Origin of the sequence: Bacillus sp. P14.5, assembly GCF_003316765.1 — a bacterium.
Lineage (GTDB): Bacteria > Bacillota > Bacilli > Bacillales > Bacillaceae_B > Rossellomorea.
Genome location: NZ_NIJF01000116.1, coordinates 165720 through 188247 on the forward strand (window position 1 = coordinate 165720; position 22528 = coordinate 188247).

The window sequence follows — 22528 nt, forward strand, 5'->3', positions numbered from 1 at the left end:
TAGAGGGTAGGTATCATAATTCGACAAAAACAGCTTAATCTCTATTCTACTATATGAGAAGAGACAAAGCATTATTATTGTCTGTTTACTTTATTGCGTTAAAGCGTGAAGAGGGGCTGTGCCTTTTGGTTCGTCCAGATTCAGCGGCCGCTTACTCTTCTCATGCATTAGTGTATTAAAGCGGTACAGGGTAATATGTAACGAAATTTTAATATCCGACAAAATGTGACATGGTATAATAGATGTGCCTTGGGATACTATTTCAGCAAAAATATGCCTAGATGAATAAAGGACTTTACTGGATGCTGTTGAATTCTTAAAATATCCGATTAAATAGGGAAAGCTATATAGTAAATTGGATTCAGGCGCTGTCATTTAGAATGTGTCTTTTTATCTAATTTTGACCCTTGTGCTGATTTTAACTATTTTGAAATAGTGATGAAATAAACTCCATGTACAATAGGCTTGGTATTAAGGAGGGTCCCCGTGTCTATTAGAAAGGTGAACACCAAGATGCTGGATAATATCTTAGAGCAGATGATCGACACGGTCGGCCGCAGTAAAAGTGATGTTTTTGAAATCGGCGAACAGTGTCGGCAGGATTATGAATCGATAACAGAAGAATTGAAAGTAATAAGAGAGTCTGTGTTCAGGGTCATTCAAGAAGGCGATGATCTTGAGAGGAAATCGAGGTTTGCCCGGAAAAGGCTTTCTGAAGTCAGTCAGCACTTTCAGAATTTCTCTGAAGCTCAGGTAAGGGAAGCATATGAGCAGGCGCACGATTTGCAGATGAAGCTTTCTTTGAACAGGCAGACAGAAGCCAGGCTCCGGGAACGCAGGGACGATATCGAGCGGCGCATCAAGAATCTCCAGGACACCATCGATCGGGCAGAACAGCTGAATTCTCAAATATCGGTTGTGCTGAATTATTTAAGCAGTGATCTTAAGCAGATGGGGGCAGCTCTTGAGGATGCGAAAGAAAAGCATGACTTTGGACTGCAAATCATTGAAGCTCAGGAAGAAGAGCGGAAGAAGCTGTCACGGGAAATCCATGATGGCCCTGCCCAGATGCTGGCGAATGTGCTCCTGAGATCGGATCTGATTGACAGAGTGTACCGTGAGAGCGGGCCAATGGCGGCATTAGGGGAGATCAAGGACCTGAAAACCATGGTCCGGTCAGCCCTGTATGAAGTCCGCAGGATCATTTATGATCTAAGGCCGATGGCGCTGGATGATTTAGGACTGGTACCGACCCTCACAAAATACTTAAGTACTATCGAAGAGTATCATAAGAGCACTTCGATCAGTTTTGTGAATGTTGGTCAGGTCAAAAGGCTGCCTTCCAAGTATGAGGTGGCACTCTTCAGGCTCATCCAGGAATCAGTACAGAATGCATTGAAGCATTCAGAAGCCAGGGAGATCCAAGTGAAGCTGGAGATTTCCAAAAGCAAGGTAACAGTCATCATCAAGGATAATGGAAAAGGATTCGATACAAAAAAGAAGAAAAACGGATCCTTTGGAATCATGGGCATGAGGGAACGTGTGGAGCTCCTTGAAGGGGAGATGAGCATCGATTCAAAAGTCGGCTCAGGCACGGTCATCCTTGTTCAGGTTCCATTAACAGCATAAATTTTTTCTCGTACACATAGGGAGGCGAAATCATGGCAACGAACATTGTCATTATAGACGATCATCAGTTATTTCGAGAAGGGGTAAAACGCATCTTAGAATTTGAACCATCTTTTAACGTACTTGCAGAAGGAGATGACGGTTCACAAGCCATTCAGTTGGTAGAGGAACATAATCCTGATGTGGTTTTGATGGATATCAATATGCCGGAAATCAACGGTGTGGAAGCGACAGCTCAGCTGGTGAAGAAGCATCCTGATACAAAGGTCATCATTCTTTCCATCCATGATGATGAAAATTATGTGAGCCACGCGCTGAAAACAGGTGCATTAGGATACCTCCTTAAGGAAATGGATTCCGAGGCATTGGTTGAAGCTGTGAAGGTTGTGGCAGATGGAGGTTCTTATATCCATCCTAAAGTCACTCACAACTTGATCAACGACTACCGCCGATTGGCGAATACGCAAGAGTCAGGCGGCTTCAAGCAGACAGAAGTAAGACGCCCTCTGCATTTGCTGACTCGCCGCGAGTGTGAAGTGCTGCAGATGCTAGCAGACGGCAAAAGCAACCGTGGAATCGGTGAAGCACTGTATATCAGTGAGAAAACCGTTAAGAATCACGTAAGTAATATTCTTCAGAAAATGAGTGTGAATGACCGTACGCAGGCTGTTGTTACAGGAATCAAAAATGGCTGGGTAGAGGTTAGATAGTGAGAGAGCGGGTCCTTTTTGGGGCTCGCTTTTTAGTTTTGTTGGTGCGTTAAGCTGCCTGCGCTGCAGACTTCATACATGAGTGGGTGGAAAAGAGCTGCTCGTGACTGAGGGGAAGGGACTTCATACATGAGTTACTGAAAAAGAGCTGCTCGCGACCGAAGAGGGTAGAACTTCATACATAAGTGGGTGAAAAAGAGCCGCTCGTGATTGAAGATTTTTTTAGATGGAAGGAAAACAGGCTGCACCTGATTAGATAGGGGCAGCCTGTTCTTTAATGCTTTCTGCGGGCAAAATCGACGAAACGGAACTTATCGAGCCTGTGCCGGGACTCTGTGTATTGAAAGAGGGTTGTATCTTCCAGGTGGACATAGTTTTTCACGACGACCACATGGTCATAGCCGGACAGGTCCAGGTAGGCGCGGTCTTCCTCTGTACATTTCTCCACGACGATTTCTTTTTTAGCATAGGAGATGGGAAGCTTCATTTCGTTCTCCAGGTATTCATAGATGGATTTCTCACAGATTTCCTTTGTCAGGAGAGGGACGTTCTTTCTTAAAAAGAAGTCTTTATCCAGAATGATGCGTTCTCCTTTGATGTTACGGGCGCGGACGACCTTCCATACCTCGTCATTCTGCTGGCAGGCGAGCTGGTGCGCAAGGGTTTGATCAGGCTGGATGAGTCCGAAATCGTAGACGATGGTTTGCGATTCGCCCCCGAGCGAGCCTTGGAGTTCCTTGAAGCTGACGAGTCCTGATATAGGGAAACTCATTTTTGACACATCTAATACAAGCGACCCTTTTCCGCGGAGTTTTTGGATGAATCCGCGCTGCGAGAGGAGGGTGAGCGCTTTTCGTATCGTTTCCCGGGAAGTCTCGTAGGCTTCAGAAAGTTCATTTTCCGATGGAAGTGTTTCGTTGGCCGGGTAGGTCCCGTCCTGAATTTTATCTGCGAGTTCTTGGTATATTTGCATATATTTATTGTTTTTTGTCATAATATCACCATATTTAGTTTACCATACTCCGGTAATTTCAATAAGAGGTTGAGAATTGTGGGATTTTTCAGGTAAAATGGAGTTATCGCATATTTTAGAAAAGGGTGAAGGATTTGACTAAACAACTTTGGAAAAAATTCATGATAGGTCTTGGGGTCAGCAGTCTCCTGCTTGCAGGGTGCAATAACAATGAGGGCGCCGACGATACGGACAAGCCTGAGGAGAACACAGAAGAGCAGGCTGAGGAAACACCTGCTGAGGATCAGACTTCGGCTTTGTTAGAAGAAACTTCAGAACTAGAAGAAGCTGAGGACGTCCCGGAAGAGGAAAAACAGGCAATCCTGGATGCTTATAATGAATATATCGAGTCATTCAATGCTGAAGATGTTGAGAGATATATGGCTACCCTTTCCGAAACTCCAGTGAATTTCGAACTGGAAAAGGAAGAAGAGGCTGTGAACAATGTGTTCTCTAAGCTGGATGTGAGAAGAGAAGCTTCCAATGTAAAAATCGTTAACTACTCTAGTAAAAAAGCGGATGTATACTCTGATTTGGAGGTAGTGACATCTGACCCTGAGAGTGACAGGGAAGCGACGACGACTGGAAAGCAGCTGACGATCTTCCAGAAGACGGATGATGGCTGGAAGGTTTCAATGATTAAAGTGAAGCAGAATGTTGAAGAGTCTGCAGAGGGATAAGGTTTTGAAGTGTTAGTAGAATAAAGAGACTCGTCTGTTGGCGAGTCTTTTTGTTTTGTGTTTTTTTGGGTCTTGAGGTGGCGATTTTCTAGGGAGCATGATGAAGTATGAACAGCTTGGGCCGGAAGTGGGGGGAATTGCTTGAGCTATGTATGATGTTGGAGCAACTTCGGTCGGGAATGGGTAGATTTCGAGCTCTTATGTATGAAGTACGGGCAGCTTCGGTCACGAGCGAGGGGATTTGGTGAACATGTGGATGAAGTACGGGCCCGTACGGTCGGGAGCGGGCGTTTTTCGTGAACATCTGCATGAAGAACGACACGCATCGGTCAAGAGTGAGCATATGTATGAAGTACGAGCAGCTCCAGCCTCATGCGGAAACCAGAACTAGAATGGTATCTATTTTCAGACAAAAAATACCCGCCTATTACAGCGGGCATCTCAATTATTTCGTCAAACGATAAACCACAGACTCATAAGGACGCAGCTTGATCAGCTCAAGGTCCGTCTGGCTGTCTTCATAGTTGGAGAGCAGGATTTCGCTGTTCCAGCCGTTCAGATCCACCTCATCATTCGGCAGGTCAAAGACGGTTTTGTTGCCGTAGAAGTTATTAACGACAAGCAGCTTTTCGTTCTCGCAGTTGCGCACGTAAGCGAAGACATCGGCGTGTTCGGGAGTCAGCAATTGGTAGTCGCCGTCCGTAATGATGTCGTATTCTTTGCGCAGTGAAATCAATTTTTTATAGTGATAGAACACGGAGTCCTCGTCCTGCAGGGCTTTTTCGGCGTTAATTTCCGGATAGTTGCGTGCTGCCGGAATCCAAGGTGTGCCGGTTGTGAAGCCGGCATGCTCGCTATCATTCCACTGAACCGGTGTTCTTGAGTTATCACGAGATTTGTGGCGAAGGATTTCCAGAATTTCATCCTCAGATTTTCCTTGTTCTTTTAAAATATTGAAAATGTTGATCGACTCAACATCGCGATACTCCTCGATGCTGTTGAATTTCGGATTGGTCATTCCGAATTCCTCGCCCTGGTAGATATAAGGCGTACCCTGCATCATGTGAATCGTGGTTGCCAGCATTTTTGCTGACAGGTTCCGGTATTCACCGTCATTTCCATAACGGGAAACGATGCGCGGCTGATCATGGTTGCACCAGAACAGGGCATTCCAGCCGCCGCCTTTGTGCATTTCGCTCTGCCAGGTTGACAGGATATCCTTTAATTTCAGGAAATCAAAATCTGCCACGGTCCATTTTTCGCCGTTCGGGTAATCGACTTTTAAATGATGGAAATTGAAGGTCATGCTGAGCTCGTTGCGTTCAGGGTTAGAGTACTCTATGCAGTTCTCGATGGTCGTCGAGCTCATTTCGCCGACGGTCATGATGTCGTAGTTTGAGAAGACCTCTTTGTTCATTTCGTTCATGAACTCGTGCACACGAGGGCCGTCTGTGTAAAATTTGCGCCCGTCTCCCGGTGCCACGGAGCCGTCATCATCAGGGAAGTCCTGGTTTTTTGAAACAAGGTTGATGACATCAAGGCGGAATCCGTCGACACCTTTATCGAGCCAGAATTTCATCATGTCGTATACTTTGGTGCGAAGTTCTTCGTTTTCCCAGTTAAGGTCAGCCTGTGTGACGTCGAACAGGTGAAGGTAATATTGGCCGGTTGCCTCGTCGTACTGCCAAGCATTGCCGCCGAATTTGGACTGCCAGTTGGTCGGCTCTGATCCATCTTCTTTACCGTCTCTCCAGATGTAGTAGTCACGATAAGGGTTGTCCTTTGCTTTCCGGGATTCGATGAACCACTCGTGCTCAGTCGATGTATGGTTGACGACGATATCCATGATGATCTTGATCCCTCTGTCGTGGGCTTGAGATAAAAGCTCATCAAAGTCTTCCATTGTGCCGTACTCTTCATGAATGTTGAAATAGTCGGCGATGTCGTAGCCGTTATCGCGCTGAGGCGATTTGTAAATCGGTGTCAGCCAGACGACGTCGACGCCAAGCTCTTTAAAGTAATCCAGCTTCTCTGTGATTCCTTTGATATCACCGACTCCGTTGCCTGATGTATCGTTGAAGCTCTTTGGATAGATTTGATACACAACCGACTTCTTCCACCAAGGTTGTTGTTTCTTCATATTAAAACACCTGCCAATTCAGAATTTGTTTGTCATTTCGCTTTCGTACTTTACCGCGCAAAGAGGGACAGTCCTTTCAGTGCTGTGGTGCGTTAAAGCTTGTAGACGATGGCTTCGTATGGCTGCAGTTTCATCTGTTTAGCCAGTTTAGTTTCGCCTTTGTAGTTGGTGATGAGAGTGCTGGCGTTTGAGCTTACGACCTCTTCCGGAAGGTTGATTTCCAAATCTTCACCGTAGAAGTTGCACAGAACCAGCAGTTTTTCATCTCCTAATGTCCTCGTGTAGGCGTATAGCTTTTCGTGATCGCCTAAAATCAGTTTGTATCTTCCGTACACAATTATCTCATGCTGTTTGCGCAGCTCTATCAATTTTTTATAGTAGTTGAAGATAGAGTCTTCATCGTTCACTTGGGCTTCAGCATTGATCACGGTGTGGTTTGGATTCACCGCAAGCCAAGGCTCTCCGTCAGTAAAACCAGCATTTCTGGAAGCATTCCACTGCATCGGTGTGCGGGCATTGTCACGGCCTTTTACATAGATGCTTTCCATTGTCTTCTCAACCGGTTCGCCGGCTTCCATCTGCTCGTTGTAGAAGTTCAGCGTTTCGATATCCTCATACTCATCAATGGAAGAGAAGCGGACATTCGTCATGCCGATTTCCTCGCCTTGATAGACATAAGGAGTTCCTTTCATCATGTGAAGGACAGTTGCCAGCATCTTCGCGGACTCGCAGTGGTAGTTGCCGTCATCACCGAAACGAGAAACGACGCGGGGCTGGTCATGGTTGTTGAAATAAAGCGAGTTCCAGCCGTCTTCTTCGAGTGCTGTCTGCCAGTGTGTCAGATTTTCTTTTAAATCAGGCAAGAAGAGGGGCTTTAAATCCCATTTCCCGTTTTTGCCATTATCCAAGCTCATATGTGAAAATTGGAATACCATATTCAATTCATTGCGGTCCTTGCCGGTATACATGCGCGCCTGCTCCGGGTTAACGCCGGGCATTTCCCCGACTGTCATGACATCGTAGTTGGAAAGGACTTCTTTATTCATTTCCTTGAAGTAATCATGAATTTTCGGTCCGTTGCGATAATATTTGCTGCCGGAAGCATACTTTTTACCTGGCTTTACTTCATCATCAGGAAGGCCATCCACTTTAGAAATGAAGTTCACGACATCCATGCGGAAGCCGTCGATGCCCTTATCCAGCCACCATTTCATCATGCTGTAAACATCATCGCGAAGCTTAGGGTTTTCCCAGTTGAGGTCAGGCTGTTTTTTTGAAAAAAGATGAAGGAAGTATTCGCCCGTTTCTTCATCATACTCCCAGGCAGAGCCTCCAAAGTTGGAGCCCCAGTTATTCGGTTCCTTGCCATCTTTCGGCTTCCGCCATATGTAGTAGTCACGGTATGGGTTGTCTTTTGACTTGCGTGATTCAACAAACCACTTATGCTCATCTGAACTGTGGTTCACCACGAGGTCCATAATCAGCTTCATGCCGCGGTCATGCATCTCCTGTAAAAGACGATCCCAGTCGTCCATTGTTCCGAATTCATCCATGATGTCCTTGTAATCGCTGATATCATAGCCGTTATCATCATTGGGGGATTTATAGACAGGGGAAAGCCAGATGACATCGATCCCAAGTTCTTTCAGATAATCCAGTTTGGAGATGATTCCCGGGATGTCCCCGATTCCGTCTCCGTTCGAGTCCATAAAGCTGCGAGGATAGATTTGATAAACGACGCTTTCTTTCCACCATTGTTTTTCCATTTTTCTCATCTCCTGTTCTTCATAGTGATAGTATGTATTGTTTAGTGGTTTTTAGTATCTAGTTACTCTGGCGATTGCTTTGTGAAATTAGACGCCACGACTAAAAATTAGCTGTTTTAAAAGTACTAATAAATTGAAAGATAAAGAACTTAACCATTTTTAATGCAGGTTGATTGAAGCGGAAGAGGGGAGACCTCCTGCGGGATTAGCGGGCAGGTGAGACCCCGCAGGCAAAGCCGAGGAGGCTCACCGCACGCCCCGCGGAGTCGCACCTCTGCAGCGGAAATCAACAACCTCATGAAAAGGTGAGGAATACGACTGTCTCCAATCTCTTTATAAAAACAAAAGAGAAGAGCCGGCGCTGAGGTTGATTCAGCACCGATTCTTCTTCATGAAAATGTCTTACTTTTTTTAGAAAACTTGGAAAGCACTAGCGTTAATACGAATGGCACAATCAGTGAGACCAGCATGCCGATAGCAAAGATAAGCCATTGGTCTGATGGGATTGAGAAGAACGCAGGGATACCGCCGACACCGATAGATGGTGCAAGAACAGATCCGACTGTAATGATCAGACCGGCGATCGCTGAACCGATGATGGCTGCGATGAATGGGTATTTGTAACGAAGGTTAACCCCGAACATCGCCGGCTCTGTGATACCAAGCCAAGCAGATACACCAGAAGATACTGCAAGACCTTTTACTTTTTCGTTATGTTTTTCAACAATGATCATCGCAAAGGCTGCTGCACCTTGAGCTACGTTGGATAGGGCAACCATCGGCCATAGGAATGTTCCGCCGATGGAACCGATCAACTGAAGGTCAACGGCAAGGAAAGTGTGGTGCATACCTGTGATGACAAGTGGTGCATAAAGACCACCGTAGATCAGTCCGCCGATTGCCGGGACTGCATCAAAGATTGCTGTAACGCCGTCCACTAACCATCCACCTAATGTGAAAGTGATAGGACCGATGACAGTGAAAGCCAAGAAACCTGTGACTAGCAATGCGATTGGAGCAACCGTAAGCAACTGGAACGCATCCGGAATTCGTTTGCGAAGCCAGATTTCAATTTTAGCAAGTACCCATGATGCAACTAGAATAGGAAGGACTTGTCCTTGATAACCTACTTTTTCAACCGTCAACCCAAGAAGGTTCCATGTCGGAATTTCTCCTTCTTGCTGTGCTGAACCATAACCCCAAGCATTCAGGAGGTCAGGATGCACGAGCATCAATCCAAGAACCATACCGAACAGCGGACTTCCGCCGAATCGGGTGAGGGCACTCCAACCAATCAATCCAGGAAGGAATACGAAGGCCGTGTTGGCGATCAAGTTAATGATGGAAGCGATGTCCGCCCATTGCGGAAAAGCTTCAACAACACTCTCTTCCATGAAGATGCCGCCTTGAGTAAGGATGTTGTTGATACCCATCAATAGACCTGCTGTTACGATTGCCGGCAGTATTGGGATGAAGATATCCGCAAGTGTTTTAACTGCACGTTGAAGCGGATTCATTTTATCTGCGGCAGCATTCTTTACATCATCCTTGGATGCTTCCTGCACACCAGTTTCTTCAGCAAGAATTTTGTAGACTTTGTCAACCGTTCCTTGTCCGATAACGATTTGGAACTGACCGTTGGTTGAGAAGGAACCTCTGACTAGATCGATTTCCTCCAAACGTTCTTTGTCGACCAGGCCTTCATCATTCAATACAAGGCGAAGCCGGGTCACACAGTGCGTGGCAGTATTGATGTTCTCTTTACCGCCGATCGCTTCAATTATTTCGCGTACAGACTCTCTGTTCACGCTCATGCTTGTACCCTCCCATGCGGGGCTTGTTTCCCCTTATTTTTAAGCTATTATTTTCTAAAAAATGTTGTGTTCGTAAATCTTGTCTTTCTGCAGCGTATGAAAAAAATAATGTCTATTACTATTGTGTGAAAAATGGACTAATCTATCCACTTTTCAAATATTCCCCTGTGGCTGCGGTTTAAAACAAAATAACGCTTACAAATAACCGCTTACATTTCAAAGAAAAATAACAACTCGATGTATATACAAGTTATGAGTTTATTGTATTCCTGTATATACAAGTTGTCAACACTTTCGTGACAGTCACGCCCCGGTTTTTGTCGAATGCATTGTTGCCAATAGTAAAAAAGCCTGTGAAAACCCTTCATTAAAAGGGTTTTCACAGGCATTAGTTTTTAATAATTTCCAATTGTAATCGACATTTTTCGGGGCATGACTGTCACGAAGAAGGTATCCTGAGCATTTAAATTCTCTTCACAGATATCGCGTTCCGCATTTTTTTTAACGCATCTTGTCCTTCTTTATCCCGCTTCAGCATGATGCTGACGTACAGGGCGTCGAAAATGGACAGCTGGGCAATCCGGGAAGAGAGGGCCTCAGATCGATAGTCGGTTTCTTCTGAAACGGTATATAAGGAAATATCGGCTTTTTCGCTCAGCGGCGATTTGGCAAAGTTGGTGATCGCAATGGTTTTCGCTCCGCTCTCTTTTAACACCTTCATAACCTGCAGCATGTCTTTCGTCGAGCCTGAATGAGAGATAAGGACCGCGCAGTCTTTTTCCGTCATTTGCGAAGCGGTCATTAGCTGAATATGGCTGTCGGTCGAAGCGTGGACCCTTAAGCCGGTACGGATGAATTTATGGTACGCGTCCATTGCGACAATACCGGAGCCGCCGCTCCCAAAGAACTCGATGTGATCAGCGGAGAGCATCGTTTTGACTGCTTCCTGAAATTGATTTTCTTTTAATACCATCAACGTATCTTCAATTGTTTTCATATTAGAACGAAATACTTTGGAGGCGATGGTTTGCGGTGTGTCATTTACTTCAATGTTTTCATGGATATCTCTCATTGGTGTCACAATTTCTGCTGCCAGTGCAATTTTCATGGACTGATAGCCTTTGAAGCCGATTCTTTTACAGAAACGGAAAACGGTGGAATCGGCCACACCGAGTGTATCAGCAAGTCCATTAATGGTGGAATGTATAATATCGGTCGGATTGTTCAAGATATAATTGGCAATTTTTTTCTCTGTCTCACTGAATTGGGAGTAATGTGACCGGATGCTCGCCAAACAGTGCTGGTGTTCGTTCTTCATGTCTCCACTCTCCTGAAAGGGTTTTCATGATTACATTATACTAGAAAACAGATAAAGAAAAAATATTTTTCTGAAATCGCTTGCAAAAAGAAAATATTTTTTATAATAGGGGTATCAAGAAAATAATTTTCACAAAAATTTTCAACTGAGGTGTTACAAATGCAAATCGGCATGATTGGGTTAGGAAAGATGGGGTATCAGTTGTCACTGAACCTTTCAGATCATAAACATAATGTTGTTGCTTTTGACTTAAACGAAGAAGCGATGAAAAAAATTTCTGGAGAAGGTGTTGCTACAGCTTCTACGATTGAAGAACTTGTTGGTAAATTAGAAAAACCAAGAACCATCTGGATGATGGTGCCGGCAGGAGATGCGACAGAATCGGTCTTTGGCCAATTGCTTCCTTTCCTTGAAGAAGGAGACCGTGTCATTGACGGCGGAAATGCTCATTACAAAGATTCATTGAGAAGAGACGAGCTTTCTGCTGAAAAAGGAGTATACTTCTTCGACTGCGGAACGAGCGGCGGAGTGGATGGTGCCCGTCATGGTGCATGCACAATGATCGGCGGAAATGCAGAAGTATTTAAAGAAATCGAACCAATCTTCTCTGATATTTCTGTTGAAAATGGTTACCTTTACGCAGGCAAAGCCGGAAGCGGCCACTTCTTGAAAATGGTCCACAACGGCGTCGAGTATGGAATGATGCAGGCAATTGCCGAAGGGTTCGATATTCTGGAAAAAAGCCCATTCGATTATGAGTACGAAAAGGTTGCCCGCGTTTGGAACAACGGTTCAGTTATCCGCTCATGGCTGATGGAACTGACAGAAAACGCGTTCTCTAAAGATGAGAAACTGGAAGGCATCAAAGGTGTTATGCACTCTTCAGGTGAAGGAAAGTGGACGGTTGAAACGGCCCTTGATCTGCAGACGGCAGCTCCAGTTATCGCGCTGTCACTAATGATGCGCTACCGTTCTTTGGAAGATGACACGTTCACAGGCAAAGTGGTTGCCGCTCTACGAAATGAATTTGGCGGACATGCTGTGGAGAAGAGTGAGAAGTAACAAGCTTAATTACAATGGTGCCAGGTACAAAACGAGCTTCTTGTACCTGGCACCATATAAAAAACAAAATAGCAAGCGTTTTCAAACTAGTAATCTATTACTCTTATAACGAAAGGCTGGTATGCACCATGTCAGATTCAATGTTGATTCTCGTTGCGGTAGCTGGTATTTTTCTTCTATTATTCTTGGTGATTAAAACCAAGCTTCATGCTTTTGTAGCTTTATTGCTTGTCAGTTTGATTGTTGGTATCGCGGCGGGAATGCCTCTTAATGAAGTTACCGCCTCCATCCAAAGCGGTATGGGCGGGACCCTCGGATTCGTCGCAGTCGTTGTTGGTTTAGGTGCGATGTTCGGCCGTATGCTTGAAGTGTCCGGCGGTGCTGAGCGTCTGGCGCAGACGATGATCAAGAAGTTTGGACAGGACAAAGCCCAGTGGGGACTGGGTATCACAGGTTTCCTTGTAGCAATCCCGGTATTCTTTGATGTTGGTTTCATCATTTTAGTTCCGATCGTGTACGGTTTGGCTAAGAAAACTGGCAAGTCGCTTCTATACTATGGTATTCCATTGCTTGCGGGTCTTGCAGTTACGCACAGCTTCATCCCGCCGACACCGGGTCCGATCGCGGTTGCAGATTTGATTGGCGCGGATCTTGGCTGGGTTATCCTGTTCGGTTTCCTTGCTGGTATTCCATCCATGATTATCGCGGGACCTCTTTTTGCAAAATATATTTCTAAAAAGATTCATGTAGTTGTACCTGATTACATGAACGCTGAAGAGAAAGAGTATGACAAGGATCTTCCAAGCTTTGCGCTTATCGCATCTCTTATCTTCATTCCATTAGGATTAATTCTTTTGAACACGGTTTCAGGCGTTCTTTTAGAAGAAGGAAATACAATTCGCGAAATCTTGACATTCCTTGGACATCCGTTTGTTGCATTGACAATTGCGACATTGATGACATTCACATTCCTTGGAACAAAACGCGGATACTCCCGCCAGGAAGTAGCAGAGATTGCTACAAAAGCTCTTGAACCTGCGGGAATTATCATTCTTGTAACAGGTGCCGGTGGAGTATTCAAGCAAGTCCTGATAGACTCTGGTGTAGGTGATGTTCTTGGTGAAATGATGGCTGGATCTGCGCTTCCGCCGTTAGTCTTGGCGTTCTTGATTGCGACAGTGGTTCGTGTGGCTCAGGGTTCTGCAACAGTATCAATGGTTACAGCAGCAGGGCTTATGTCTCCGCTGATTGCGACACTTGGACTGGAAGGGCCGATTCTTGGCTTGATGGTTATCGCGATTGCTGCCGGTTCGACCGTCTTCTCCCATGTTAACGATTCAGGCTTCTGGCTTGTGAACCGTTACTTCGGGTTGGATGTAAAAGACACCTTGAAAACATGGACCGTGATGGAGACGCTGATCGGTTTCGTTGGATTCGGAGTGGCGATTATTCTATCATTCTTTGTAGCATAATATAATCTATTAAGGTAAAAGGAAGGGCGAGCGATCGCCTCTTCCTTTTCTGCGTACGGGAGGATTTTTAACATGACAAATTATTATATTGGCGTCGATATAGGGACTACGAGCACAAAAGCGGTGGTTTTTGATGGAAAAGGGAAGGCAGTCAGCCGCTTCGGCGTCGAGTATCCGCTGCACACTCCGGTTCCCGGTACAGCCGAGCAGAATCCGGAAGAGATTTTTCAAGCTGTATTGACGGTCATCAAAGAAAGTATGGTAACAGGCGGTGTCAGCGGAGAGGACATCCGTTTTGTTTCCTTTAGTTCTGCGATGCACAGCTTGATCGTGGTGGACGGGGAAGGGCAGCCTTTGACAAATTCCATCACCTGGGCAGACAACCGCAGTGCCGCCTGGGCGGATACCATTAAAAATGAAATGAGCGGACACGAAATCTATTTACGTACAGGTACGCCGATCCATCCAATGTCACCTCTTGTCAAACTGGCCTGGTTAAAAGACGATCAGCCGGAGCTTTTGGCAGCAGGTAACAAGATGATTGGGATCAAAGAGTTTGTTTTTCACCGCCTGTTCGGCGAGTATGTTGTCGATTACTCAATCGCCTCTGCCATGGGAATGTTCCATCTGGAGAATCTCGATTGGGACAAAGAGGCACTGGAAATCGCGGGAGTTACCCCGAATCAGCTTTCCAAGCCGGTGCCGACGACACATCCGCTCTCAGGGTTGAAGGCAGAATTCGCAAAAATGATGGGGCTCCCTGAAGACGTGCCATTCATAGTCGGAGCAAGTGACGGTGTTTTATCCAATCTTGGAGTCAACGCAATTGAGCCGGGCGTTGTGGCCGTGACCATCGGAACAAGCGGAGCGATCCGTGCTGTCACCGATCGTCCGGTTACCGATCCGAAAGGCCGGATTTTCTGTTATGCGCTAACGGAAAACCATTGGGTGATTGGAGGACCGGTTAATAATGGAGGCATGATCTTCCGCTGGCTTCGTGACGAATTGGCGTGGGCGGAAGTTGAAGTAGCAAAACGCCTTGGCAAAGATCCGTATGAAGTGCTGACGGATATTGCTGATAAAATACCTGCTGGGTCGAACGGACTGCTTTTCCACCCTTATATGGCCGGTGAAAGGGCTCCCCTTTGGAATGCCAATGCCCGTGGATCATTCTTCGGACTTGGCATGCATCACAAGAAGGAGCACATGGTCAGGGCAGTTCTGGAAGGGATCGTCATGAACCTTTACAGCGTGCTTCTTGCTCTGGAAGAACTGATCGGGACGCCGACGAAAATTCAGGCAACGGGTGGATTCGCGCGTTCAACCTTGTGGAGACAGATGCTTGCCGACATTTTCGAAGGAGAAGTCAGCGTGCCGGAAAGCTTCGAAAGCTCCTGCCTTGGTGCAGTCGTGCTCGGAATGTACGGCCAGGGAGAAGTGGATTCGTTGAACGTCGTCGGCGAAATGGTCGGATCCGTCCATTCTCACCAGCCGAACAGCGAAGCATCTGATATCTATCGCGAGCTAATGCCAATTTTCATCCGAATTCCCAGGCTGCTCGAAAGCGAATACGAAGCCATCAGCGAATTTCAGCGAAAACACTCATAAACCATAGGGACTGTCTCTTTAGTGTACCACCGCGCTGAAAGGGATAGTCCCTATTCGTGCTTTAAAGCGTTGAAGCGTTTGCGCGAAAAAGTTTAAGAAATTTCGTAAATCTTATGTAAATTCTGTGAAAGTTGTCGAAATAATTAGTAAGACATTTTCGTATAGGGTCCTCTTGTGAAGGAGGACGTCTATTTCGCACTAATACTAGTTCTATTTTCACAGTCTTAATTACATAAGTGAGGGGTCGGGAGATGAAGAAACTGGGGAGTATATTTAAACGAAAGCCTAAGAGCGGGGGAGAAAAACCCAAGAGAGCAAAAAAAGAAACGAAATCCAGTGTTTGGAAAAACATGAAGATCGGCCAGAAATACATAGGTGCATTAAGTGTAACCATTGTTCTCTTTCTAATTTCATCTATTATTATTTTTATGGAGTTCAATAAGATCCAAAGTAGTATGGAAAAAGTCGATGAGAGCAACGTCCGTTCCGTTCAGCTGACGGAAATGGGAAGTATCTTCAGGGACAAGGCATTGCTGCTTCAGCGATATCCGAATGAGAAAAGCGCTCAGATCGTGGAGGATTTCAACAGCCAGGCTGAAAACTTCAGCGCCCTTGAAAAAGAAATATCTTCCCAAATGAATACGAAACAGGAACAACAGTTATTCAGCTTCATATCCGAAAGCGACAAGGAGCTTAATACCTTATTCCTAAATGAAGTTGTTCCAAGCGTAGACAATAACTCAACGGTATTGCTGGATACCACTTTGAAAAAAGCCGGAATCATCGCTCCAAATTCTGTCAAGAAACTGGATGAGCTGCGGACAATCGTAATGGCTGACAAGGACGCCGCACTGCAGGATGCATATGATGGAATCGGCGGAAGTAAAATCATCATGATTGCAGCCATCATCATCTCGGCGGTATTAGGGATTGCCATTCTTTTAATTATCAACCGCATGATTTCAAGCAGCTTGAACCGTGTCGTTAAGACAGCGAATTTAATCTCCGAAGGAAAGCTGAACGCGGACGAGCTTACTTATTTAGGAAAAGATGAGGTAGGCCAGCTCAGCTTGGCGATCAACAATATGAAAAATAACCTGGCTTCCATGGTCAGGGATATGCGAAAAGTATCCGAAACAGTTACAGAGCAAAGCTCCATCCTGTCTCAGTCTTCTCTTGAGGTAAGGGAAGGAAGCTCACAAATCGCTGTAACGATGCAGGATCTTTCAGCGGGAACAGATCAACAGGCCAACTCTGCTTCTGAACTGAATGAAATGATGATGAGTTTTACAAAAGCCGTTGAAGAATCCAACCGCTTCGGACAGGAAGTCAGCGAATCTTCCAAGGTGGTTCTTTCAAAAGCGGAAGAGGGCTCATTGCTGATGTCCCAATCGGTAGAGCAGATGAAGAAAATCTACACTGTAGTAGAAACTTCTGTTGAAAAAGTAGAGACGCTTAAAACCCGCTCCAACGAGATTTCAAGTCTGGTCAATGTTATCCAGGGCATCGCCGACCAGACGAATCTGCTGGCGCTTAACGCAGCAATCGAAGCGGCGCGTGCCGGAGAAAGCGGAAAAGGGTTCGCGGTTGTAGCCGAGGAAGTAAGGAAGCTTGCCGTCCAAGTTTCAAAATCCCTTGAAGGAATCTCAAAAGTGGTTCACGGCATCCAAAGTGAATCCAATACGATTGCCGCTTCACTGAATGACGGTTACACAGAAGTGAGAAGCGGAACGGAAAGCATCGAAAAAACGAAGGACAGCCTGACAGCCCTTGGCGGCCAGATTTCATCCATGGTCCACAACATCGACCGGATTTCTCACAACCTGGTTGAAATCAACAGCAAAGGCTCAGAAATGAATGAATCCATCGAAAACATAGCGTCCATTTCAGAAGAATCCGCTGCAGGCGTTGAAGAAACATCAGCAACCGTGCAGCAGTCCACAAGCGTCATGGAAGAGGTTGCGCGTAACGCCGAAAGCCTCAATGACCTCGCAGATAAGCTTGATGTACTGATCCGTAAATTTGAAGTTTAATAGTTCTGATAGGAAAATCCGGTGAGGGAAACCTTGCCGGATTTTCTTGATTTTCTTGGTGACAGTCACCACCCGAATATTGTTGGTTTTTGTCGAGAGAGAGGCAAGAGAAGTGGAAATCATACCCATGAGTAAAAAAGGCGGTCATTTAATTTTGAATATTGTATGATAAAAAGAGTTATTTTCTAATTATAAAGAGTTATAGCTTAAAAATGAATTCTAACAGAGCGTTCTGAATATAGGAGCTAAGAATTAGAGGGAGGAAACCCAAATTTCTCCAGTGAGATGTGTACCCTCAAGAGCATTATAACTTCATGAGTTGTAGTTTTTAGCGGGAGATATGTATTCAGAAGCGAGTTGTGGATACATGAGTTATGATTTTGAGCGGTAGATATGTATCCAGGAGAGCGTTGTGGATACATGAGTTGAGGTTTTCCGAGGGAGATATGTACCCAGCCGAGCGTTGTGGATACATGAGTTGTGGTAATGCGAGGAAGATATGTATCCAGCCGAGCGATGTGGATACATGAGTTGAGGTAATGAGCGGTAGATACGTATCCAGCCGAGCATTGTGGATACAAGAGTTGGGTTTATGCGAGGGAGATATGTACCCAGCCGGTAGTTGTGGATACATGAGATGAGGTTTTCCGAGGGAGATATGTACCCAGCCGAGCGATGTGGATACATGAGTTGTGATTTTGAGCGAGAGATATGTATCCAGCAGAGCGATGTGGATACATGAGTTGAGGTTAAGAGCGGGAGATATGTATCCAGCCGAGCGATGTGGATACATGAGTTGAGGTAATGAGCGGTAGATATGTATCCACACGAGTTGAGGTTAAGAGCGAGAGATATGTACCCAGCCGATCGTGGTGGATACATGAGTTGTGGTTTTGAGCGAGAGATATGTATCCAGCAAAGCGATGTGGATACATGAGTTGTAGTTTTTCGAGGAAGATATGTATCCAGCCGAGCGTTGTGGATACATGAAATAGAACTTATATCGAAATACCTGTATCCAGCAGAAGTTTGTGGGTACAAAAGTTAGACTTACGAATTAGACGAGTCACTAATTATTCAATAGAGATAGGATTACTATTGTCATTGAGAGAAAGAAGGAATTCATATGGCAAGACTGTACGCTGCCCTCATCACCTTAAGCTTGATCTGGGGCCTTTCATTTGTGTTTATCAAAGTCATTGTCGACCCTGCAGGTGTCTGGGGAACAACTTTCCTGAGATGCCTGGCGGGTCTGTTAATATTACTGCCGCTTTTTATAAGAAATCGAAGGAAAAAGCAGAAGGTGCCGCTGCCGATCGGAAAGCTGGCCATTGTCGGGCTCATCAACGCAGGGCTTCCCTGGTCGCTGATTGCCTGGAGTGAAACCCAGATCAACAGCAACACGGCGTCTATCCTTAATGCCACCACTCCATTATGGACGGCGCTCATCGGGTTCGCTCTCTTTTCGGTTGTTCTAACAGGCTTCCAATGGATCGGGATAGTAGTTGGATTCGTTGGCATCATGGTGCTGATGGATTTCCAGGTTGCCGGGTTATTCACCTCCAATTTTATCGGAATTGGCACGATGCTTCTGGCTACGATTTGTTATGGCTTTGCCGGACAGTACACCAGACGGGCTTTGCAAGGAGTGAGCATGGTGGCGATTTCCACTTTTCAGCTGCTTGTCGGAATGGCAGCCGGGCTTGTTGGAATGCTGTTCACCAGGGGCATCGAATGGGGAGCGCTCCTAGATATGGAAATTCTCTTATCTATTATCGGATTGGGCTGTTTTGGTTCAGGAGTCGCGGCCCTTCTCTTTTTCTATGTGTTAACAAAAGGAAGTCCGGAATTTGCTTCGACGGTCACCTATTTGATTCCAGCTTCCGCGATGGTATGGGGGTTCGTCCTGCTGGGAGAACCCATTACGTCAAACCTCATCCTTGGATTGATCATCATTTTTGCGGGAGTATTCCTGTCATCACGCAAAGGAAAGAAAAGGGACCGTTCAGCCGGGAAAACCTCTGTACAACAATGATTTCGACCTCTTAATCAAACGTTTGATTAAGAAATCCTTTAGTACTTTACTCCATAAAAAGGGACAGTCCCCTATTGTGCTTTAACGCGCGAAAGGGGACTGTCCCTCACGGGTGTTGATTAACCACAATATGTAAAATAAACGGTTTCATTAGACAGAAAAAACCACTCTCCTTTAGAATGATTGTTACCGCTAACAACACAAAAAGGAGAGTGGTTTCATTGACTAACTTTAACAAACTTTCTGAGATTCTTCAAACTTTTATTACGGATGAGGAAGTAGCCGACCTTTGTGAGAAGTGGGGGTATGAAGACACAGCCAGGAAGTTATCTGCCCACGATTTGATACGATTTTTTGTTATATCCTCTTCGAAAAAATGGGAAAGTTTTCGAGATGCCGAGACCAAATTGCCAAAGGAAAAAAGTCTGCCTTCCGTTGATCACTCCACCCTCGCTAAGAAAGCTCAAAATGTTCCTTATCAGATTCTCCAAGAATTATTCTCCCGATTAGTAAAACGCTTGGGGCGTGGAGCTCGTCGTGCACTCCTTAAACCCTACAAGCTATTCGCGGTTGATTCCACAACGATTACATTCCAACACCCGGATATGAGCTGGGCAGGTTACACCCGTACCCGCCACGCTATTCGTCTCCACACCAAATTTGATGTTGAGGAAGGGCAGCCTACTCAGGTGGTCTCGACAACTGGCCGGGATCACGATGTCATGGTGGCCCCAAGACTTTATAAAGACCTAGAATCTCTATCCATTATTACGGGAGACAGAGGATATGCAAGGACCAGTGACTTTCAGTATTTACATGAACGTAACCAGTTTTTTGTCATACGAGTTGTTAAATTCTTTTCTCTTTCTGAAGAGTTGGAACACAGTGTCCCTCTTGATGCGGGAGGCAAGGTAAAAGTGGATCAAACAGCTTTTATCGGGAAAGGTACAAGGAAAACAAAGAGTCGATTCCGATTGGTAACGTTCACAGACAACGAAGGCAATGAAATAAGAGTAGCGACAAATCTAATGATGATGTCACCAGAAGACATCGCTTATATTTATAAGCTTCGCTGGCAAATCGAGTTGTTCTTCCGCTGGGTAAAAGGAAACCTGGACCTCTCTAACCTTTTTGGAAATTCTCCGAACGCTGTCTATAGCCAGGTTTACGGGACTCTTATCAGCTACTTTTTATTACGCTGGATTTACAATGAAACAAAAGAAGAATGGGAAATCCTGCATTCATACACTTTTATAGAATTCACACGTCGCTATATAGCGCACACCTTACCAATGGAGGTGAGGTGTGCCATTAAATCACTGTTTGGAAAATGGGGGAGTCTGTGTGTATCTACTGGAAAAATATAGCTAATCAACACCCGTGGACTGTCCCTTTTACTGCTTTAAAGCAATAGTACAACCCTCTGTTAAATTACTGTTAAAGCTGAGTTCTCTTTTTGTAAATGAGCTCGCAAGCCTTAAATTATTTTATATAATCAAAAAGTCCTATATAAAAAAGCAGTAATTACAGGAGGAGAAATGAGGAAATTCTGGCGAAACATAAAAATCGGTGATAAATACATCATTACTGTGTCCATTACGACTCTCTTATTTTTAGCTTCAGCCCTTATTATCTTTTTACAATTCAACTCTATGGAAAATAATATCCAGCAAATGGATGAGAAAAGCAATCGGGCAGCGATTATGACGGAAATGGGAAGTCTTTACCGTTCTAAGACCATCCGCTTCCTGGATTATGCCAGAGACCCGGATTCCAGCCTGATTGAAGAGTATGAAGAACGGGAGAAAGAATTCAATCAACTTGAAGAGCAGATATCAGGGGAAATGAAAAGCGCTGAGGAGAAGCAGCTTTTTCATGAAGTGACCAAAAGCGATAAGGAACTGAATGCCCTTTTTTATGAGGAGCTCATTCCCGCAGTGAATTCTGAAAAGACGATTGCCATTAATGCGGTGCTGAAGAAAATAGACATCCAAAGGCAATACTCACTCGAGAAACTGCAGCTTTTAAAAGAGACAGCTGAAGAGAGTAAAGAAAAAGCCATTTCCATGACTTTTGCAAACATTGGAACCAGCAAAAAAATTCTGTTCCTTTCTGTGGCCGTTTCCATTTTTACAGGTATAACGCTCACACTTCTGATCAATCGTTTTGTTTCCAAAAGTTTAAGAAAAGTAGTGGAAGCATCCAATACAATTGCAGAAGGAAACCTTCAGGCCGTTGATCTTAGCTATCAAGGAAGGGATGAGATTGGGCAGCTGGGCATTTCCGTCAATTCTATGAAAAACAGCCTGCGGTCAATGGCGTCTGATATCCGGAGAGTTTCCCACACTGTCACTGAAAAAAGCAATGATTTATCTCATTTTTCTTCTGAAGTAAAGGAAGGCAGCAAACAGGTGGCGGCCACGATGAACGAGCTTTCTGGCGGCGTGGACGGACAGGTGCTGTCAACCAATGATCTGAGTGAAAGAATGCTGATGCTATCTCAAGCAATCGGGGAAACGAATGAATTAGGAAAAAGGGTCAGCAGTGCCTCGGATAGAGTGGCAGAACAATCAACTCAAGGCTATGAACTCATGGCTGAATCCGTTCAGCAAATGAAAACCATCTACCGGGGAGTTCGAGCTTCTGTGGAAAAATTGGATTCTCTTAATATTAAAACAGAACAAATCTCACACTTCGTCAAAGTCATTCAGGGCATATCCGAACAAACCAATCTTCTTGCACTGAATGCAGCCATTGAAGCAGCAAGAGCTGGAGAAAGCGGAAGAGGCTTTGCTGTCGTGGCAGCAGAAGTGAGAAGGCTTGCTGAAGAAGTTTCTCAATCTTTGGTTGAAATCACTCATATTGTAGATGGAATTCAACAAGAAACGAAAGAGATTGTGTCATCTCTTCATCAGGATTATCAACAGGTAAGAAGCGGAACCAAGACGGTTGAAAAAACTCAGGAAAACTTCGCGGATCTTGGCAAATCCATTACCGCGATGGATGAAAATATCAGGGTTATAACGAAAAACCTTATGACCGTCACAGAACAAAATTTTCAAATGAAGGAAGCGATAGAATACATATCCTCCATTTCTGAAGAATCAGCGGCCGGGATTGAAGAAACAGCTGCAACAGTACAACAATCTTCTATAGTCATGGAAGATGTGAACAGAAACGCAGAAGAACTGTCCAAATTGGCGAAAGAACTGGAGGACAGAGTACAAAAATTTAAAATCTAATAGAAGA

Annotated in this window: 15 protein-coding genes and 2 pseudogenes; 12 read left to right on the forward strand and 5 right to left on the reverse strand. The window is 45.0% G+C overall.

Annotated elements, in window-relative coordinates:
• The first annotated feature begins 486 nt into the window (after positions 1-486).
• Complete coding sequence (locus B9Z54_RS23245) at positions 487-1629, forward strand: sensor histidine kinase (RefSeq protein ID WP_148954168.1); 1143 nt, start codon at positions 487-489, stop codon at positions 1627-1629.
• Between the two features lie 29 nt (positions 1630-1658).
• Positions 1659-2339, forward strand: a complete 681-nt coding sequence (locus B9Z54_RS23250) for a response regulator (RefSeq protein ID WP_187444416.1) — start codon at positions 1659-1661, stop codon at positions 2337-2339.
• 274 nt (positions 2340-2613) lie between these two features.
• On the opposite strand, the gene treR is transcribed toward B9Z54_RS23250, so the two are convergent.
• The gene (gene treR, locus B9Z54_RS23255) at positions 2614-3333 is read right to left on the reverse strand and encodes a trehalose operon repressor (protein WP_113930711.1); all 720 of its coding nucleotides are present in this window, start codon (positions 3331-3333) and stop codon (positions 2614-2616) included.
• Positions 3334-3446: 113 nt separating this feature from the next.
• Between treR and B9Z54_RS23260 the strand changes: the two genes are divergently transcribed.
• The gene (locus B9Z54_RS23260; RefSeq protein ID WP_113930712.1) at positions 3447-4031 is read left to right on the forward strand and encodes a Cif family virulence factor; all 585 of its coding nucleotides are present in this window, start codon (positions 3447-3449) and stop codon (positions 4029-4031) included.
• A 445-nt stretch (positions 4032-4476) separates the two neighbouring features.
• On the opposite strand, the gene treC is transcribed toward B9Z54_RS23260, so the two are convergent.
• From treC to B9Z54_RS23280, 4 genes are all read right to left on the reverse strand, one after another.
• On the reverse strand, positions 4477-6171 hold the full coding sequence (gene treC / locus B9Z54_RS23265; RefSeq protein ID WP_113930713.1) for an alpha,alpha-phosphotrehalase: 1695 nt from the start codon (positions 6169-6171) through the stop codon (positions 4477-4479).
• A gap of 92 nt (positions 6172-6263) precedes the next feature.
• Complete coding sequence (locus B9Z54_RS23270) at positions 6264-7937, reverse strand: glycoside hydrolase family 13 protein (protein WP_113930714.1); 1674 nt, start codon at positions 7935-7937, stop codon at positions 6264-6266.
• A gap of 389 nt (positions 7938-8326) precedes the next feature.
• On the reverse strand, positions 8327-9751 hold the full coding sequence (treP, locus tag B9Z54_RS23275; protein ID WP_113930715.1) for a PTS system trehalose-specific EIIBC component: 1425 nt from the start codon (positions 9749-9751) through the stop codon (positions 8327-8329).
• Between the two features lie 463 nt (positions 9752-10214).
• Complete coding sequence (locus B9Z54_RS23280) at positions 10215-11069, reverse strand: MurR/RpiR family transcriptional regulator (protein WP_113930716.1); 855 nt, start codon at positions 11067-11069, stop codon at positions 10215-10217.
• Between the two features lie 159 nt (positions 11070-11228).
• Here B9Z54_RS23280 and gnd point away from each other — a divergent pair, with 159 nt between their 5' ends.
• The 9 genes and pseudogenes from gnd to B9Z54_RS26815 all read left to right on the forward strand — a co-directional run bounded on the left by gnd (position 11229) and on the right by B9Z54_RS26815 (position 22521).
• On the forward strand, positions 11229-12131 hold the full coding sequence (gene gnd / locus B9Z54_RS23285) for a phosphogluconate dehydrogenase (NAD(+)-dependent, decarboxylating) (protein WP_113930717.1): 903 nt from the start codon (positions 11229-11231) through the stop codon (positions 12129-12131).
• 128 nt (positions 12132-12259) lie between these two features.
• Positions 12260-13603, forward strand: a complete 1344-nt coding sequence (locus tag B9Z54_RS23290) for a GntP family permease (protein ID WP_113930718.1) — start codon at positions 12260-12262, stop codon at positions 13601-13603.
• Positions 13604-13675: 72 nt separating this feature from the next.
• On the forward strand, positions 13676-15211 hold the full coding sequence (gene gntK / locus B9Z54_RS23295; protein WP_113930719.1) for a gluconokinase: 1536 nt from the start codon (positions 13676-13678) through the stop codon (positions 15209-15211).
• A gap of 956 nt (positions 15212-16167) precedes the next feature.
• A pseudogene (locus B9Z54_RS26800) lies at positions 16168-16299 on the forward strand (HAMP domain-containing protein); the annotation flags it as partial.
• Positions 16300-16425: 126 nt separating this feature from the next.
• On the forward strand, positions 16426-17244 hold the full coding sequence (locus B9Z54_RS26805; protein ID WP_481747822.1) for a methyl-accepting chemotaxis protein: 819 nt from the start codon (positions 16426-16428) through the stop codon (positions 17242-17244).
• A gap of 1126 nt (positions 17245-18370) precedes the next feature.
• Entirely contained in the window at positions 18371-19279 is a 909-nt protein-coding gene (locus B9Z54_RS23305; protein ID WP_113930721.1) for a DMT family transporter, read from the forward strand.
• A gap of 212 nt (positions 19280-19491) precedes the next feature.
• Positions 19492-20646 carry an IS4 family transposase gene (locus tag B9Z54_RS23310; RefSeq protein WP_240190073.1) on the forward strand — a complete coding sequence of 385 codons (1155 nt, stop codon included), beginning with the start codon at positions 19492-19494 and terminating at the stop codon, positions 20644-20646.
• Between the two features lie 699 nt (positions 20647-21345).
• Positions 21346-21579: pseudogene (locus B9Z54_RS26810) on the forward strand (HAMP domain-containing protein); the annotation flags it as partial.
• A gap of 123 nt (positions 21580-21702) precedes the next feature.
• A complete protein-coding gene (locus tag B9Z54_RS26815; RefSeq protein ID WP_481747823.1) occupies positions 21703-22521 on the forward strand; it encodes a methyl-accepting chemotaxis protein in 819 nt (272 codons plus the stop codon).
• Positions 22522-22528: the final 7 nt, after the last annotated feature.